15 protein-coding genes are annotated in these 15,146 nt (G+C 56.2%); 5 read left to right on the top strand and 10 right to left on the bottom strand.

What is annotated here, in order from left to right:
• Positions 1-108 precede the first annotated feature (108 nt).
• The 3 genes from sucD to mdh are packed head-to-tail and all read right to left on the bottom strand — an operon-like array spanning position 109 to position 2,446.
• The gene (sucD, locus tag ACO6S1_RS06250; protein ID WP_207986729.1) at positions 109-999 is read right to left on the bottom strand and encodes a succinate--CoA ligase subunit alpha; all 891 of its coding nucleotides are present in this window, start codon (positions 997-999) and stop codon (positions 109-111) included.
• Between the two features lie 6 nt (positions 1,000-1,005).
• On the bottom strand, positions 1,006-1,491 hold the full coding sequence (locus ACO6S1_RS06245) for a hypothetical protein (protein WP_422345459.1): 486 nt from the start codon (positions 1,489-1,491) through the stop codon (positions 1,006-1,008).
• The gene (gene mdh / locus ACO6S1_RS06240; RefSeq protein ID WP_422345458.1) at positions 1,484-2,446 is read right to left on the bottom strand and encodes a malate dehydrogenase; all 963 of its coding nucleotides are present in this window, start codon (positions 2,444-2,446) and stop codon (positions 1,484-1,486) included. Before mdh ends, ACO6S1_RS06245 begins: the two co-directional genes overlap by 8 nt.
• A gap of 682 nt (positions 2,447-3,128) precedes the next feature.
• Here mdh and ACO6S1_RS06235 point away from each other — a divergent pair.
• Both ACO6S1_RS06235 and ACO6S1_RS06230 read left to right on the top strand, forming a co-directional pair.
• Positions 3,129-4,229, top strand: a complete 1,101-nt coding sequence (locus tag ACO6S1_RS06235) for a hypothetical protein (protein WP_422345457.1) — start codon at positions 3,129-3,131, stop codon at positions 4,227-4,229.
• Positions 4,226-5,278 carry a phosphotransferase family protein gene (locus tag ACO6S1_RS06230; protein WP_422345456.1) on the top strand — a complete coding sequence of 351 codons (1,053 nt, stop codon included), beginning with the start codon at positions 4,226-4,228 and terminating at the stop codon, positions 5,276-5,278. The genes ACO6S1_RS06235 and ACO6S1_RS06230 overlap by 4 nt, the downstream gene beginning before the upstream one ends.
• Here ACO6S1_RS06230 and zapE read toward each other — a convergent pair whose 3' ends face one another.
• The 3 genes from zapE to ACO6S1_RS06215 are packed head-to-tail and all read right to left on the bottom strand — an operon-like array spanning position 5,279 to position 7,674.
• Complete coding sequence (gene zapE, locus ACO6S1_RS06225) at positions 5,279-6,400, bottom strand: cell division protein ZapE (protein ID WP_422345455.1); 1,122 nt, start codon at positions 6,398-6,400, stop codon at positions 5,279-5,281.
• The gene (locus ACO6S1_RS06220) at positions 6,397-6,870 is read right to left on the bottom strand and encodes a PaaI family thioesterase (RefSeq protein WP_422345454.1); all 474 of its coding nucleotides are present in this window, start codon (positions 6,868-6,870) and stop codon (positions 6,397-6,399) included. The genes zapE and ACO6S1_RS06220 overlap by 4 nt, the downstream gene beginning before the upstream one ends.
• 21 nt (positions 6,871-6,891) lie before the next feature.
• Positions 6,892-7,674 (bottom strand): succinate dehydrogenase iron-sulfur subunit, encoded by a 783-nt coding sequence (locus ACO6S1_RS06215; RefSeq protein WP_422345453.1) that lies wholly within the window; start codon positions 7,672-7,674, stop codon positions 6,892-6,894.
• A gap of 306 nt (positions 7,675-7,980) precedes the next feature.
• Between ACO6S1_RS06215 and ACO6S1_RS06210 the strand changes: the two genes are divergently transcribed.
• On the top strand, positions 7,981-9,078 hold the full coding sequence (locus ACO6S1_RS06210; protein ID WP_422345452.1) for a CDP-alcohol phosphatidyltransferase family protein: 1,098 nt from the start codon (positions 7,981-7,983) through the stop codon (positions 9,076-9,078).
• A gap of 7 nt (positions 9,079-9,085) precedes the next feature.
• Positions 9,086-9,517 carry an HIT family protein gene (locus ACO6S1_RS06205; protein ID WP_422346150.1) on the top strand — a complete coding sequence of 144 codons (432 nt, stop codon included), beginning with the start codon at positions 9,086-9,088 and terminating at the stop codon, positions 9,515-9,517.
• Here ACO6S1_RS06205 and ACO6S1_RS06200 read toward each other — a convergent pair.
• Positions 9,514-10,260 carry a sugar phosphate nucleotidyltransferase gene (locus ACO6S1_RS06200; RefSeq protein WP_422345451.1) on the bottom strand — a complete coding sequence of 249 codons (747 nt, stop codon included), beginning with the start codon at positions 10,258-10,260 and terminating at the stop codon, positions 9,514-9,516. The two genes, ACO6S1_RS06205 and ACO6S1_RS06200, sit on opposite strands and share 4 nt — an antisense overlap.
• Positions 10,261-10,379: 119 nt before the next feature.
• On the opposite strand from ACO6S1_RS06200, the gene ACO6S1_RS06195 reads away from it, so the two are divergent.
• Complete coding sequence (locus tag ACO6S1_RS06195; RefSeq protein WP_422345450.1) at positions 10,380-11,711, top strand: lipopolysaccharide biosynthesis protein; 1,332 nt, start codon at positions 10,380-10,382, stop codon at positions 11,709-11,711.
• Here the strand turns inward: ACO6S1_RS06195 and ACO6S1_RS06190 are convergent.
• From ACO6S1_RS06190 to ACO6S1_RS06180, 3 genes are all read right to left on the bottom strand, one after another.
• Positions 11,708-12,538: an NTP transferase domain-containing protein gene (locus tag ACO6S1_RS06190; protein ID WP_422345449.1), complete on the bottom strand. Its 831-nt coding sequence runs from the start codon at positions 12,536-12,538 to the stop codon at positions 11,708-11,710. The genes ACO6S1_RS06195 and ACO6S1_RS06190 overlap by 4 nt on opposite strands.
• Positions 12,535-13,419 carry an alpha/beta hydrolase gene (locus tag ACO6S1_RS06185; RefSeq protein ID WP_422345448.1) on the bottom strand — a complete coding sequence of 295 codons (885 nt, stop codon included), beginning with the start codon at positions 13,417-13,419 and terminating at the stop codon, positions 12,535-12,537. Before ACO6S1_RS06185 ends, ACO6S1_RS06190 begins: the two co-directional genes overlap by 4 nt.
• Before the next feature lie 691 nt (positions 13,420-14,110).
• Positions 14,111-14,866 carry a hypothetical protein gene (locus ACO6S1_RS06180; protein ID WP_422345447.1) on the bottom strand — a complete coding sequence of 252 codons (756 nt, stop codon included), beginning with the start codon at positions 14,864-14,866 and terminating at the stop codon, positions 14,111-14,113.
• Positions 14,867-15,146 lie beyond the last annotated feature (280 nt).

Genomic DNA, 15,146 nt, shown 5'->3' with positions numbered 1-15,146 from the left:
CCTTTCGTTGCCGTATCCCTGCGCAGGCAGGGATCCATCTCCACTGTTTCACTCTAGTCGCAACATCAGGAGATGGGCCCCTGTCTGCACAGGGGCACTAAGCTATCTTCAGACCGTTTCTTTCAGCATTGCGTCGAGCGTCGTGCCCAATTCGCTTGGTGACGGGGACACGCGAATGCCGGCCGCTTCCATCGCCGCGATCTTGTCTTCCGCGCCGCCCTGGCCGCCGGAAACGATCGCGCCTGCGTGGCCCATGCGGCGGCCCGGAGGCGCCGTGAGACCTGCGATAAAACCAACCATCGGCTTGCTGCGGCCTTTTTTCGCTTCGTCCGCGATAAATTGCGCCGCCTCTTCTTCCGCGCTGCCGCCAATTTCGCCGATCATGATGATCGACTTGGTGTCGTCATCCGCAAGGAAAAGCTCAAGCACGTCGATAAAGTTGGTGCCGTTGACCGGGTCACCGCCAATACCGACCGCTGTGGTCTGGCCAAGGCCAACCGCTGTGGTCTGATGCACCGCTTCATAGGTGAGCGTACCGGAGCGAGAGACCACGCCGACCGAGCCTTTCTTGAAGATGCTGCCGGGCATGATACCGATCTTGCATTCGTCAGGGGTCAGAACGCCGGGGCAGTTGGGGCCGATAAGCCGCGACTTCGAGCCTTGCAGCGCCCGCTTCACCCGCACCATGTCGAGCACCGGAACACCTTCAGTAATCGCAACGATCAGCTCAATCTCGGCGTCAATCGCTTCGAGGATCGAATCCGCAGCAAATGGCGGCGGCACATAAACCACAGAAGCAGTCGCGCCGGTCGCGTCCTTGGCTTCGGCCACGGTGTCATAGTTGGGCAGACCGATATGGGTTGTACCGCCCTTGCCCGGCGTAACGCCCGCAACCATTTGCGTGCCGTAAGCCAGCGCCTGTTCGGTGTGGAATGTGCCGGTATTGCCGGTCATGCCTTGGGTTATGACTTTGGTGTTTTTGTCGATTAGGATGGACATTTTTGATTACTCCGTATCTCTAATAATTATAAGCGCGTGTCCGTCCCCAACTGGAGCCGGACCTAAGGTGTATGCATGATTAGATGAAAACCATGAGAAAGACCGTTCTCCGTTTTCGACCCATGAATCCTGATATGATCCAAAACGCGAGGTCATAGTTTCGGCGACCATGTCCTGGGAAATAGCGTCTTTGGATGAAAATTCTATCATACAAAAAAACTGCGTTTTTGTTACATTGCTTTCTGGTATGACGCTTCCAATAGTCAGCAAGCGCCCGTTCTTAGCAAAAACTTGGTCATCGCCAGTCTTGTCATGTGATGACGACACCAATTCCCAGCCGATATCCTTCAATCGTTGGCCATCCACATTTGCAGACTCACAATCAGTGACGACTGCAGACAATGCCTCGCCTCCTTTTAGAGGCTTTGGCTCTGCAGAGACAACGGAACCGAGGCCAACCAAGAGCAAGAAGAAACCAGTTTGCTTAAGCAAGACTCGAATCCAGCCCCTTACACGCTTCCAGCAATTCCTTCACCGCATCGACTGACACGTTGAAATTGCCCTGCGCTTCTTCGCTCAGTTCAATCTCGATGACTTTCTCGACACCGTCTTTGCCGATGATGCACGGCACGCCGACATAAAGATCATCGACGCCATATTGGCCGGTCAGATGCGCAGCAGCAGGGAGCACGCGGCGTTTATCCTTGAGATAGCTTTCCGCCATCATGATCGCGCTGGTTGCGGGCGCATAATAAGCCGAGCCGTTGCCGAGCAGGCCGACAATCTCGCCGCCACCGGAGCGGGTGCGCTGTACAATCGCGTCGATATTGTCCTGCGTGGTCCAACCCATTTTGATCAAATCAGGGATCGGGATACCGGCAACTGTTGAGTAAGCCGGAACCGGAACCATCGTATCGCCGTGGCCGCCGAGAACGAAGGCGGTGACATCTTCAACCGACACATTAAACTCGTCGGCAAGGAAGTGACGGAAGCGCGCGCTGTCCAGAACGCCCGCCATGCCGACAACCTTGTTATGCGGAAGACCGGAAAATTCGCGCAGTGCCCAGACCATCGCGTCGAGCGGGTTGGTGATGCAGATAACAAAAGCGTCCGGTGCATTGGCCTTAATGCCTTCGCCCACAGCCTTCATGACTTTCAGATTGATGCCGAGCAAATCATCGCGGCTCATGCCGGGTTTGCGCGGAACGCCTGCGGTGACGATAATAACATCGGCGCCCGCAATATCGGCATAATCGCTGGTACCTTTGAGGTTGGAGTCAAATCCGTCAACCGGCCCGGCCTGGCTGAGGTCGAGCGCTTTACCGGCAGGCATGCCTTCGGCAATATCAAACAGGACGACATCGCCCATTTCCTTGGAAGCAGCGAGATGGGCAAGCGTGCCACCAATCATGCCAGCGCCGATCAGCGCGATTTTGTTACGGGCCATGGGAAAAATTCTCCTGAAATCAGAGTCGTAGAAAGACGTAGGAGAAGGATTAGGCTTATCCACAGGCAATTTCAACCGCAGAAAGCACCAATTTGCGGGCTTTCTTTGCAAGTGGTTCGCAATAGCAATAATGGTGGAGAAGATGGTCAGGAAATGGCGCTCAATGAACCCAATCCGTGACCTGCGCTCAGGGTGAGCGCCATGGGGATTGGCAGTATCAGATGAGACCGCTTTCCTACACGAACCGTCCTGTGATAATCATTGCCCTGTTTTACTCCTGATTTTGAACAGGATTTGTGCTCATGTTTTGCAACGCGGCATGCGGTGGAAAGAAGCCAAAAGCTCTAACCAAAATGAGCGGTATGGAGGTGTGATTTGTGTGAACTTTGGACCGCGTTGTCAGTGCGAGGATGTCAATTGTTCCCGCCGTTTGTGCTCCGCACTTGATGCGGAGCCTAGGATGGCTGTCACGCCTGTCTACCCTGGGCTCCGCATCAAGTGGGGAGCACGGACACCCTGTGATGTGTGTGAACTTTGGCCGAACTGGCCCGCTTCAAATCCGCCCAAAAGAACTATGTCCACTTTGTAAACTTCGCTCCCCTGTCCAAGCATCTTTTGCTTTGCCAAGACCGACATGGCTCGCCATGATGCAAGAAAAGAATGAACAGGAGAGAACAGGCCCATGCTGAGCAAAGGCGACGATTATCCGCTGCACCAGACGCCGGAACCGATGGCAGTGTCCGGCGACAACCGCAATTTCTATGACCGCTATTTCTTCAACGGCTATAGCGCGGATGGCAGCATTTTCTTTGCCGCAGCCCTGGGCGTCTATCCGCAGCTCGATATCATGGATGCGGCCTTCTGCGTATCGATGGACGGTAAACAGCATAATCTGCGCGCCTCCAAACGCATGGGCAGCGAGCGGCTGGATTTGAGCGTCGGGCCAATCACGGTTGAGATTGTCGAGCCATTGCAGGAACTGCGAATTATCGTCACAGGCAATGACAGCCCGATCACCGCCGATATCCGCTTTACCGCGCGCCATAGTCCGATTGAGGAACCCCGCTTCATCCGTCGCGACGGTCCCCGCATGGTCATGGACTATACCCGCATGACCCAAAATGGCGGCTGGTCGGGGGCGATCACAGTGGATGGCCAAGACATTGCCCTGTCGCCTGACAGTCATCGTGGTACCCGCGACCGCAGCTGGGGTATAAGGCCGGTTGGCTCACCCGAATCACAGCCTCCGCCCGCTGGCGCCTTGCCGCAATTCTGGTGGCTATGGACCCCGCTGAATTTCGATAATCATGCCTGCTTCTTTCACAGCAATGATGACGGCGATGGCCTGCCGTGGAACCGGCGCGGCGTGGTGGATGCCATTGGTGGCGAGCGACGGGAATTTGAACCCGGCAGCTTTGATCTCAGATATCATTCCGGCACCCGGCGCGTGAGGCAGCTTGGTCTGGAAACCGCGGATGGCACATTATCAATCACCCCGCGCACCGGCGATGCCACGCGGACCTTTTATATGTCGGGCCTTGGCTATATGCATCCGGTCTGGGGTCACGGCATGGATCACGGGGCGCTGGAAACCGCTTATGATGTGATAGATCTGGCCAATGTGCCGGCTCATGACATGCTCTATATCCATATCCAGGCGCTTAGCGATGCAGTGCTGACTAGCGGTGATGCGCGCCATGAAGGTGTTGGAATTGTTGAACAACTATTTGTCGGACCTCACAAGACCAGCGGGCTCACCGACCTGCTGCACCCCGCAGCATGAGCGCCGCATTCCCGCTTCGCCCTGAGGAGTTCGATCCCCGCTGGGTCGAGGGCGTTTTTGGCGCACCATCGGGATCGCTCCAGTCGCTGACCCACAAGCCAGTGGGGACCGGACAGGTGTGCGACAGCTTCCGCTTCACCTGTGACTGGCAGGATGCCGGTTTTCCCGAAAGCTTTGTCGCCAAATGTCCGAGTGCCGATCCGGTCAGTCGCGGAGCCGCCGCGATCTTTCACCTCTATGATATGGAGGTTGGCTGGTACCGCGATGTGGCGGCCCGATCCGGCGTCGGTTGCCCCGGCTGCTATCATGCCGCCATCGGCGAAGATGAAACGCAATTTGTCCTGATGCTCGAAGATATGGCGCCCGCCAGCCAGGGCGACCAGCTGGCCGGTGGAACGCTGACACAGGTGCAATCAGCGATTCGTGAGGCCGCTGCTTTGCACAGTTTTCAACCGGAGACCGGGACGCTCGAGCAATATCACTGGCTGCTCCACGGTCAGGGAAATGGCGATTATATGCGGCAGGCGCTGCCCGCCATCTATCCCGAATTCCGCAAGCGTTTCGCCGACAGACTGGGCGCCGACATATTGGATATGGGCGCGGAGCTGATTGCGAAATTCGGCAGCTATCTCGATAGCGAACCGGCCCGCCCGTGCATCACCCATAGCGATATGCGGCTGGACAATATCCTGTTTGATGAAGGCGGCGAACGCGCCATATTGGTGGATTGGCAAACCGCAACATTGGGCAATGGCGCAAGCGATATCGCCTATCTGATCGGGACCAGTTTTGCCGATCCGGCAGAGCGCGCCGCAGTGGAGAAAGGGCTCGTTGCGGACTATCTTTCTCGCCTGTCCGCCAACGGTATCGAGCAGGATAACGACCTGTTCTGGCAGGATTATCGCCGGCTTGCCTTTTCCGGCTTCATCATGGCGATCAACGCCTCGATCCATGTCGAACAAACCGAACGGGGGGATGAAATGTTTGCGGTCATGGCCGAAAGACCGGCGCAAATGGCGCTCGATCTGGACAGCCTAAGCCTGCTGTGATCAGAGGGCTTCGCCCGTGCCATGGCCGAGCGCGAGATAGTCATCCGACTGCATCTCGACCAGCCGGGAGGCGGTACGGACAAATTCAAACGACCCGTCACCCTCGGGATAGAGCGCATCGGGTTCCGCGTCGGCGCTGGCAAGCAGCTTGACGCGATATTCATAGAGCGCGTCAATCAGCGTCACAAAGCGCGCCGCTTCGTTTCGATTCTCTTTGGAGAGCACTGGAATTCCAACGATGATGACACTGTGGAAATGCCGCGCAATGGCGAGATAATCGGGTGCCCCCCGCGCCTCGGCACAGAGCCGTTTGAACGAGAAAACACCAACGCCTTTCAGGGCTTTGGGAACATGCATCGACCGGCCGCCCTGCACCGGCAGTTCCTCGGAAGGGACATGGGCGCGGTCCTCCGGCGGATAGTCGGTCAGGCGAAAGAAAGCGTCACTCAACGCCTTGGTCGCAGCATCGCCATTGGGCACATGCCACAGATCGACACCGCCCAGTCGCTCGCGGCGATAGTCGGTCGGCCCGTTGAGCGAAATGACATCAAGCCGGTTCTCTAGCAGATCGATGAAAGGCAGGAAATGTTCACGGTTCAGACCGTCTTTATAAAGATCAACCGGCGGGCGGTTGGAAGTCGCGATCAAGGTCACGCCCGCTTCAACCAGGCCGGTGAACAGCCGCGACATGATCATCGCATCGGCGCTATTGTTCACCACCATTTCGTCAAAGGCGAGGAAGCGGGCCTCATCAGCCAGAGCCGCCACAACCGGAAGAATAGGATCGCCCTGCTCCTTCTTGCGTTCGTCATTGAGCCGGGCATGCACATCCAGCATGAACTCGTGAAAATGCGCCCGTTTCTTGCGGTTGATCTGCAGACTGTCATAAAACAGATCCATCAGCATCGATTTGCCGCGCCCGACACCGCCCCACATATAGATACCGCGAGGGGCTTTTGGCTTTTTTGAAAACATCCGCCACAGCACGCTGCCGCGCGGAGGGACCGCTTCAAGTTCTTCCTGCAATTGCGCAAGACGCTGTGCACAGGCGTCCTGGTCCTCGTCAGGTTTCAATTCCCCATTCGCGATCAGCGCCTGATAGCGCGCGTAAAAGCCCGTCATTGCGGCGCTTTTTTGACGATAGCCGTGTAGGAGGCCATATTATCACTGCCGTCACCTTGCACGACAAGCCCGCGCAGAAACAGGAAACGACCAGTTTCGCGCGCCACCTCAACCTGTGCCTCCAGCGGTTCGCCAAGGCGCGCCGCTCCAATAAAATGGGTCTGCAATTCCAGTGTAACGGCGAATCCGGATGGCCCGATTTCGAGCACCCGCATAGCGGCAAACAAGGCGCAATCGATAAAGCCCATCATTGTTCCACCATGGACAACGTCACCAAGATTGCGATGCTGCCGCTCGGGAAACATGCGAATGCGAGCGATCGTATCGGCAATGCCGTCACCACCACGCCGCATGATCATGGGACCCAGGAAGCTATTATAGCATTCCGGGTCTTTCAATTTCCATTGGTACCAGCCCGGATGATCAGGATCCGGGTCACTGGTGAAAAATTCAGGGTCGGCGTCAGCCATCAGCTTTTCGCCAGCCAATTATCAAACTTCCCGGGCCGCCGTCATCTTCTTGATCTCGGCAATCGCCTTTGCCGGAGAGAGGCCTTTGGGACAGGCATTGGCACAGTTCATGATCGTGTGGCACCGATAGAGACGGAACGGGTCTTCCAGTTCATCGAGCCGCTCTCCGGTCATCTCATCACGGCTGTCTGCGAGCCAGCGATAGGCTTGCAGCAGGATGGCAGGACCAAGAAACTTGTCGGAATTCCACCAATAGCTCGGGCAGCTGGTCTGGCAACAAGCACAGAGAATGCATTCATAGAGGCCGTCAAGTTTAGCGCGATCTTCTGGAGATTGCAGCCGCTCTTTACCGGAAGGTGTCGGCGTAACCGTTTTAAGCCAGGGTTGGATGGATGCATATTGCGCATAGAAATGGGTGAAATCAGGAACCAGATCCTTGATCACTTCCATGTGCGGCAGCGGCGTGATCTTCACTTCCTTGCCACAATCTTCAATCGCCGTGGTACAAGCGAGACCGTTTTTACCGTCAATATTCATCGCGCAGGATCCGCAAATCCCTTCCCGGCAAGACCGGCGGAAGGTAAGAGTTGAATCCTGTTCGCTCTTCATCTTGATCAGCGCATCAAGAACCATGGGTCCGCAATCATCGGTATCTATCTTGAAAGTGTCATAACGCGGATTTTCGCCGCTATCAGGGTCATAGCGATAGATTTTAAACGCCCGACTCTTGCCACCGCTCAGCGCCTCATGCACTTCACCAGTCTTGCGGATTTTGCTGTTTTTCGGGAGCGTAAAGGTTGCCATCAATATTCTCTTGTGTTGGCGAAATAATAGATGTCGCGTTAGTAATCAGTCTAGAAGCGCTATTCATAGTCAGTTTCTCGGCAAACTCAATGCCTGAAATACGCCTCCAAACGACCTCTAGCCGCTTAAAAACTAGCGAAACAGACCCTGCTGCCAATTTTGATAAGCGCTTGCGCCCCCGTGATTTACACGATTTGCCTCTTTTTCGATTCTAAATTGCCCTATTTATCTGCTAACGCAATCAGATCACTGGTATTTACTTTTGAAAACTCCCACATCACCCAACTTACGACAGGAAATAATCATATGCAGACCAAAAACGGTGTGACTCTTTTGCTGCATGGCAAAAATGACACGCTGATATGGGGAATGACCAACGCGGAGCGGGGACGCCGCCTGGTCGAAAAATTGCAGGGTAATATTAGCGGTAGTCTATGGATAAACTTGGCATATGTTTTTGATCCGCAATGGATAAGCTATGTTCATGACAATCCTGGAACGGTGCTTACAATCGGCGGCGTTCCGGTACTGGCCCATGTTACAGATGACGGAGCAGCAGAGACGCTTGCCGCCTTACAAGTGCCAGCCGAAATGTCAGTCATGGAGTATCGCGATGGACCGCGGATTCACAATCCCTCACTGCGCAAACTGGAAACACCATTTGTCCGGGAACTTACTCCGGCTACGGTGAAGGAGATTGAGCGGCAGAGCTATTTTGGGGCATATAAAGGGGTCACCGATATCCTCACCAAATATCTTTGGCCGGAACTTGCACTCGTCCTTACCCGCTTTGCTGCCCGGATCGGAATGACGCCCAATATGGTCACAGCCATCGGTGCGGTTGGGTGCGTGGCGGCGACATTCCTGTTCTACTATGGTTATTTCTGGACCGGCATGGCCGCTGGTTTTGTGTTCATGGTGCTCGATACAGTCGATGGTAAACTCGCACGCTGCACCATCACGTCCTCTTATTGGGGTAATATTTTCGATCATGGTCTCGATCTCGTCCATCCGCCTTTTTGGTGGGTGGCGTGGGCAGTTGGGCTTGGCGCGGTGGGCCTGTCTTTGCCGGAAGATCAACTTAGCCTCGTGCTCATTGTCATTCTGGGCGGTTATGTTTTGCAACGGATCATCGAAGGTATTTTCATCCGCGCATTTGGCCAGCATATCCATGTCTGGCGGCCAATGGATTCCTGGTTCCGGCTGATCACCGCAAGACGCAATCCCAACATGCTATTGTTATTCATTTCCATGATATTTGGCCGCCCCGATATCGGCCTGATTGCCGTCGCCTGGTGGACATTAATCTCGCTCGCGGTGCATATGGTACAGATAATTCAGGCCTGGATGGTAAGAATGCGCGGCGGCGAAATTGTCTCATGGCTGGAGCAGGAGCAAGGATAGGCAGATGATCAACGAAACTATCAGGAAGTTCGGATATCCCGCAACCTTGGTGAAGGACTATGATCATTGGGTTGTTTTGCTGCGCCCCGCGCAAGTAACATTGGGTTCGTTGATCGTCGCAGCCAAGTCCGATGCCGAAGATTTTGGTGCATTATCGCCAGAGCATTTTGCAGAGCTAAAGATGGTGACAGCGGATGTATCTTCCGCAATTGGGAGCCTTGTCTCCCATCAGAAGCTCAACTGGCTGATGTTGATGATGGTTGACCCGCACGTCCATTTTCATCTCATCCCGCGTTATGAAGGCACGCGCCAGTGGATGGGACAGGAATTTGAGGACAAGGCCTGGCCGGGGCCGCCTACGCTTGGCGATGCCTTCAAACTATCAGACGACCAGATTTCCGGCATGGCCACCTGGTTGAAATCGGGCTTTCCGGACTAGCGCGATTTAGCCAGCCACTGATCGGTCAGAGCAGTGGCGGTCTCCACGTCATTGAGGAAATCAACTTCGGCCCAGTCATGGCCTTTGATCGATACCGTACCGACTTTCTCGCTCGGCGCCAGTGCATCGATTATCTTGAGATACCAGTTTTCAACGCCTGCGGGCGTGCGCATGAACGCACGGACTTTTTCACGAAACAGTGATCCGCCTTCGCCGCGAAAGGCCAGGAAACCGATGGATTCTGCGTCACTCTCCTCAGCCGTCAACGTCTTGCCGATAGCGGTCAAACGGTCACCGCTAAGCGACACTTTCATATCATCGCTGTCATAGTGATCTTTGATATCCACGGTCACTGTAATCGGCCAATTTGCCGTATTTTGTGCGGTCTCGATTATCTCGGGAGAGATCAGCGTATCCCCGTTGAGAATCATGAAATCCCCATCCATTATGTCACGCACAATCCAGCAGCTCCCCAGATTGTCAGCGACCTTGTAGAAAGGATTGAAATGGATACATATGTCGGTTCCGACCTGCTTCAGCTGCTCCAGTTCAGCCTCAACCATATCGGTCATAAAACCGGTCACCACGTGAAATTCACGCACCCCGCCGGCGGCCAGCATCTCTATCTGCCAGGCAATCAGGCTCTTTCCCGAAAAATCAATCAGGCATTTGGGACGTTCGGCGGTCAAGGGCAAAAGGCGCGACCCTTGGCCCGCGCTCAATATTATTACTTTTTCGATCATATTGGCAATTGGCCTTTATCGGGATAGGGACGTTTCGGGGAGACACTTAGAACGATGGTTATCAAAGCTCAATCCTGTAACCGCCGGTTGCAGTCCCGTCGGGAGATGCCTGCTTAATCATGGCCGAGGAGTCGACAACCGAATCCGGCAAAGCCAAGGCCGAGAAGACCGGGATAAAGCGGATCATCGCCAATACCGGCTGGCTTCTGGGCGGCAAGGGATTTGGCGGCATTTTAAGCCTCTTCTATCTCGCAATATTGACCCGAACGCTTGGTGTTTCGGGATTCGGCCAGTTTGCGCTCATCACCGGCACCGCCCAGGCTATTGCCCTGATTGTCACGTTTCAAACCTGGCAGGTCGTCATCCGTTTTGGTGCCCGCTATATAAAGGGGGCGGACAATCGGCAGAAATTCGCCCGGCTTGTCGGTCTTTGCACCCTGCTCGACCTGGCTGGTGCGCTTGCCGGCTGCTTGCTGGCCTTTTTTGCCGTCCAGTGGCTCGCGCCATTTTTCGGCTGGGATCAGGAACTGGCGCAAACCGCCTTGCTCTTTGCCCTCGTCATGCTGCTGTCGATCAAGTCGACGCCGACCGGCATATTGCGGGTCGAGAACCGGTTTGATCTCGCCGCCTATGCCGAAGCGATCATTCCCAGCGTCCGGCTCATCGGGACATTGATCGTCTGGTTCACCGGGCCGAGCATTGCCAATTTCCTGATCGTCTGGGCGCTATCCGAAGTGATCCATGCCATCGGCTATTGGCTGCTTGCCACATGGCAAAGCCGCGACATCATGTCACCGCGCAACCTGTCCATGACCAAACAGTCAGTGCGCGAGAACCCCGGCATTGGCGAGTTCCTGCTAGTATCCAATCTCGGCTCCACCTTTGCCGGCCTGTCGCAGAATATCGCACTGCTGATCGTCGGTTACTTCGTTGGTCCAGCGGCGGCAGGTCTCTATCGTCTGGCCAGCCAGCTCAGCGTCGCGATGACCAAGATATCGGCTTTGCTATCGCGCGCCATATTTGCCGAGGTCAACCTGATCCGTGCCCAGCAAGGCGCCGCCGCCATGGAAGTCCTCTTCCGCAAAGCCAACCGCATGCTGTTCATCACCGGCGGCACCGTCATCCTGATCGTCCTCGTCATCGGCCAGCCTGCGCTCTACTACATGTCCGGTCCCGAATTCCTGCCCGCCTATCCTTTGCTGATCCTGCTTGCCGCAGCCGCCTCGATTGATCTGGCCGGCGCCATCTATGAACCGACCTTGTTGTCCGGCAGCGGTGCACGCACCGCCTTGTTCCTGCAGGCCTTCATTGCGATCCTGTTCATCGCCATCCTGCTTTTGGGCCTCCACTTTTTCGGCGCGATCGGGGCGGCCAGCGCCATGGCGATCACCGCTATCATCAGGTTGCTGCTCTTTGGCACGGCGGCGCGGCGCAATATCGCCAAAGGCTAAGGCATCCCGGCACGACCGGCGAGAATTCCCTCCGCCTGAACAAGATCGCTCTCCTTGTCCACATCGATACAGGCCTCTGCCTGCGCCATCGGCACGATCCTGATCCGCAATCCCAGCTTTTGCCCAACCCGGGCGGCAAGCTGGTCGATCGTCAGCAGCCGGGTCACGGCCAGAAACAGCAGCCAAGGCCCAAAGATCGTCAGTATTTTCCAGCCCTTTTTCCGGTCCTGCTCCACCTCGGCCCAATAGCGCAAAATCTGGCGCGCCTGCGGGGATCCAAAATAAAAGAGATTCGCCCCGCTATACTGACCACCGCGCAGTTTCAGCCATGTGCGCCGCGATGCCGGATAGCGGCTGAGCAGCACGTCCTTTTCGACAACCGCAATGGCGATATCCGATGATTGCGCATCGCTCAGAAACTCGTCGATCATCGCGCCGCTCAGCAGCACATTATCCGCCGTAGTGATCAGCATCGGATAGCGTGCATCGTCCCGGTCCAGCAGAGCATCGACCGAGACGGCAATGGTCGCTCCGCTTTCCTGCGCGATCACGTGGTCGTTCGCCGCCAATGCTTGCGTATCGGGATGGGCCCAAAAGGGTTCAAAATCCTGCGCCAGCAGATGCACATTGCCGATCGCCGGATGCCCCAGCAAGGCACCGGTGACATGGGCCAGCATCGCTTTGCCTGCGACCGGGATCAGTGCCTTAACTGCAATGCCCCGGCTATCCGCCATCGCGTCACCGCCGGGCCGGCTGCCCGCCAATATCATCGCATCCACGGACCCGTGCTCCGCATCCGCATCCGCATGCGGCGTTGGCGTGGTCATGGACGGCTTTCAAAGAAAGCGATCATGTCATCCAGCACCGGACCCTTGTTCCGAAAGGGCTTGGAAACCGCCATCATGATTTCGATATGGTCCATGTCCGGATATTCGACATATTCGGCATCACCGCCCGCTTCGAGCATTTTGTCAGTTAACGTCCGGCTGTTGCGCGGCTTCACCTGTGTATCGTTCACGCCGGTCGAGAGCCAGAGCGGCGGCGCATCGGCGCGCACGAAATTGACCGGCTGGGTCATTTCAGGGATATGATAGGAGCCAAAGCTGTTCTTGGTTGTCTCGGTCTTGAACGGATAAAAATCATAAGGGCCCGCCAAGGCAGCCACGCCCTTGATCAGGTCCGGCGTCTTGCCCAGCCGACCCAGCCATTGCCGGTCGAGCGCCAGCATCGCGACATTATAGGCCCCGGCCGATTGCCCTGACAGGAATATCCGTTCCGGATCACCGCCATGATCGGCGATATTGTCATGGACCCAGGCGACTGCCTTGGCGCTATCCTCCAGAAATTCCGGGAATTTCACTTCGGGATAGAGCCGGTAGTCCGCCAGCACCGTCAAATAGCCGCGATGCGCCAATGCGCGTCCGGCAAAGGCATATTCATCCTTTGATCCCGCACGCCAGCCGCCCCCATAGATGAACACCACCACCGGCAAGGGCTTGTCGGAAACCTTTGTCGGCGTCCAGATATTCAGGCCAAGGCCCAGCTCTTCATCATAGACCTGACCACGCAGCAAAAGTTTCGCATCCTTGTCACCGGGAATGATATTGTTGACCATGTCCAGCTGACGCGGGCCGGGCTGCGAGAAAAACCAATAGGCAAAGCCAGCGATCGCAATCGCCAATATCCCCAGAGTGATAAGCCATTTCATTGCACAAGACCTTTTATTATTCCCAGCGCTTTAGCCAGCGGATGCAGCGCTGGCAATGTTGCGCGGGTTTGGGGTGAGGAGTGGGAAGAGGTTTTGTTGGACCTCAGGTGTGGCGCGCGGGGAGAGGGAGTTTTTGTTGGACCTCAAGCGCCGGGCGGCGACATCCGTCGCCTTGGCTACGCGCCATAAGGCGCGGCGGACGCCATTTGATTTTGGCGCCCTTGCCTCCGCTTCGCGTCGGACTGGTGCCTAACTTTAGGTGACACACCCGATTTCCTCTCCCCTTGAGGGAGAGGACAGTGCAGCTTGCGGCCCTGGGCTTGTCCAGGGGCGCTAGCGAAACTTGGTGAGGGGTGGCGGCTATCGCTGATGCTGGCGATTGTCGCTGGCCTCTCTCTAAGACTTGCCCCCTCAATAAGACTTGGCTTCGCAGCCAGCTGCCAAGCCAAGTCTTTTCTCTCCCTCCGGGGGAGAGAATAAAGACCGGTGCCTCACTTGAGGTGATCCGTCCCAGCGCAGCGAGGCAAGCGCGCCAAAGATATCAGGCGCGCGCCCGAGCTTATGCGAAGAAAGCCAAGCGGGCGGATGCCCGCGCCCGGCGCCTGAGGGAATCAAAAAAGACTCCTCTCCCAAAGTTCACACAAATCACACAGCCTCATTTCTCCCTTTCACGCTCCAAAGTTCACACAAATCACACCGGTTCTTCCAGATCATCAAATATCCCGCTGCGCTCCAGCAAGCCGCTGCGATCGGCCCGCTCCCATTGCAGATCATCCCATTCTTCGCGATCGGCAATGTCGAGATCGGAGACATCAATATCCTCCGGCGCCATCGCCTGTATCTTCTCGCGTTCGCTGTGGAGCGCGATGGTCGCCAGCAAATCACTGTTGGACAAGGATGATTGCGGCTTTGTACCGACCGTCCGGCCAGAGGCCTCAATCTCCTCAACCAGCTCTGCGCAATCGCTGCCCTGTCCGATGCCTTCCAGCAGATCATCAAAATGCTCTGCTGCCACCCGTGCCGGATTGCCTTTCACATCCAGCCCGTCCGCCATCTTGTCGAGCCGTGCCAATGCCGCCAGAAACAAGGGCGCGCTCCAGCGTTCCCGTGTTCCCACTTCCTCGCCCTGATGCCATACCGCCTCGCGCCAGCCATTGAGCCCCTTGTCCATCAGCTCATCCTGAAACACATCGCGCGCATGAATGAGCGCCGCATCCCACGCCCGGGCAAAGGCCCGCGCATCCGGCCTGCGCCTGAGCTTATACGCGCTCTCCCGCGACAACCCGGCATAGCGCGCCGCCGCCCGGACATTACCGGTCCGCGCCAGGGCTTCGAGAAACGCCACCTGCCTGTCCGGCGACCAGCCATCATGGCGCTCTCTGGGACGGGCCAGATCATCGGCATCAGGGATGTCGGTAAATTGTTCATGTATCGGGTGTTCGGTCATAGCTGTGTTCCTTTATGTTGGGGAACATGCAGACATAACCTATCTGGTTATTTGTAGGAAAGGGCAAAGAGAAACCAAAGCGCGGTTATGCCGGAGGGGCGGCTTTATTCCGAAGGCGGGCATCCGTGTTAGTCGGCAAGCTCGATTGTTGGCAATATCGGATGCATGCCAATTTCAGAGGCAGTCTTGAACATTGGTTCCTGAAAATGGACCGAACAGCTATTTTCACCCGCAGCCATATCACCCTGAATAACCGCACAGCAAACACCCTTGAATTTGT

This window comes from Parasphingorhabdus sp. (assembly GCF_965233695.1).
GTDB lineage: Bacteria > Pseudomonadota > Alphaproteobacteria > Sphingomonadales > Sphingomonadaceae > Parasphingorhabdus.
Note: the sequence above shows the minus strand (reverse complement) of the source record. Positions and strands in the feature narration are given on the sequence as shown.

What these genes read in the sequence shown, in the direction of transcription:
- sucD (WP_207986729.1), bottom strand. Translation starts at nt 999, where the DNA reads ATGTCCATCCTAATCGACAAAAACACCAAAGTCATAACCCAAGGCATG.
- mdh (WP_422345458.1), bottom strand. Translation starts at nt 2,446, where the DNA reads ATGGCCCGTAACAAAATCGCGCTGATCGGCGCTGGCATGATTGGTGGC.
- ACO6S1_RS06235 (WP_422345457.1), top strand. Translation starts at nt 3,129, where the DNA reads ATGCTGAGCAAAGGCGACGATTATCCGCTGCACCAGACGCCGGAACCG.
- ACO6S1_RS06230 (WP_422345456.1), top strand. Translation starts at nt 4,226, where the DNA reads ATGAGCGCCGCATTCCCGCTTCGCCCTGAGGAGTTCGATCCCCGCTGG.
- zapE (WP_422345455.1), bottom strand. Translation starts at nt 6,400, where the DNA reads ATGACGGGCTTTTACGCGCGCTATCAGGCGCTGATCGCGAATGGGGAA.
- ACO6S1_RS06220 (WP_422345454.1), bottom strand. Translation starts at nt 6,870, where the DNA reads ATGGCTGACGCCGACCCTGAATTTTTCACCAGTGACCCGGATCCTGAT.
- ACO6S1_RS06215 (WP_422345453.1), bottom strand. Translation starts at nt 7,674, where the DNA reads ATGGCAACCTTTACGCTCCCGAAAAACAGCAAAATCCGCAAGACTGGT.
- ACO6S1_RS06210 (WP_422345452.1), top strand. Translation starts at nt 7,981, where the DNA reads ATGCAGACCAAAAACGGTGTGACTCTTTTGCTGCATGGCAAAAATGAC.
- ACO6S1_RS06200 (WP_422345451.1), bottom strand. Translation starts at nt 10,260, where the DNA reads ATGATCGAAAAAGTAATAATATTGAGCGCGGGCCAAGGGTCGCGCCTT.
- ACO6S1_RS06195 (WP_422345450.1), top strand. Translation starts at nt 10,380, where the DNA reads ATGGCCGAGGAGTCGACAACCGAATCCGGCAAAGCCAAGGCCGAGAAG.
- ACO6S1_RS06190 (WP_422345449.1), bottom strand. Translation starts at nt 12,538, where the DNA reads ATGACCACGCCAACGCCGCATGCGGATGCGGATGCGGAGCACGGGTCC.
- ACO6S1_RS06185 (WP_422345448.1), bottom strand. Translation starts at nt 13,419, where the DNA reads ATGAAATGGCTTATCACTCTGGGGATATTGGCGATTGCGATCGCTGGC.
- ACO6S1_RS06180 (WP_422345447.1), bottom strand. Translation starts at nt 14,866, where the DNA reads ATGACCGAACACCCGATACATGAACAATTTACCGACATCCCTGATGCC.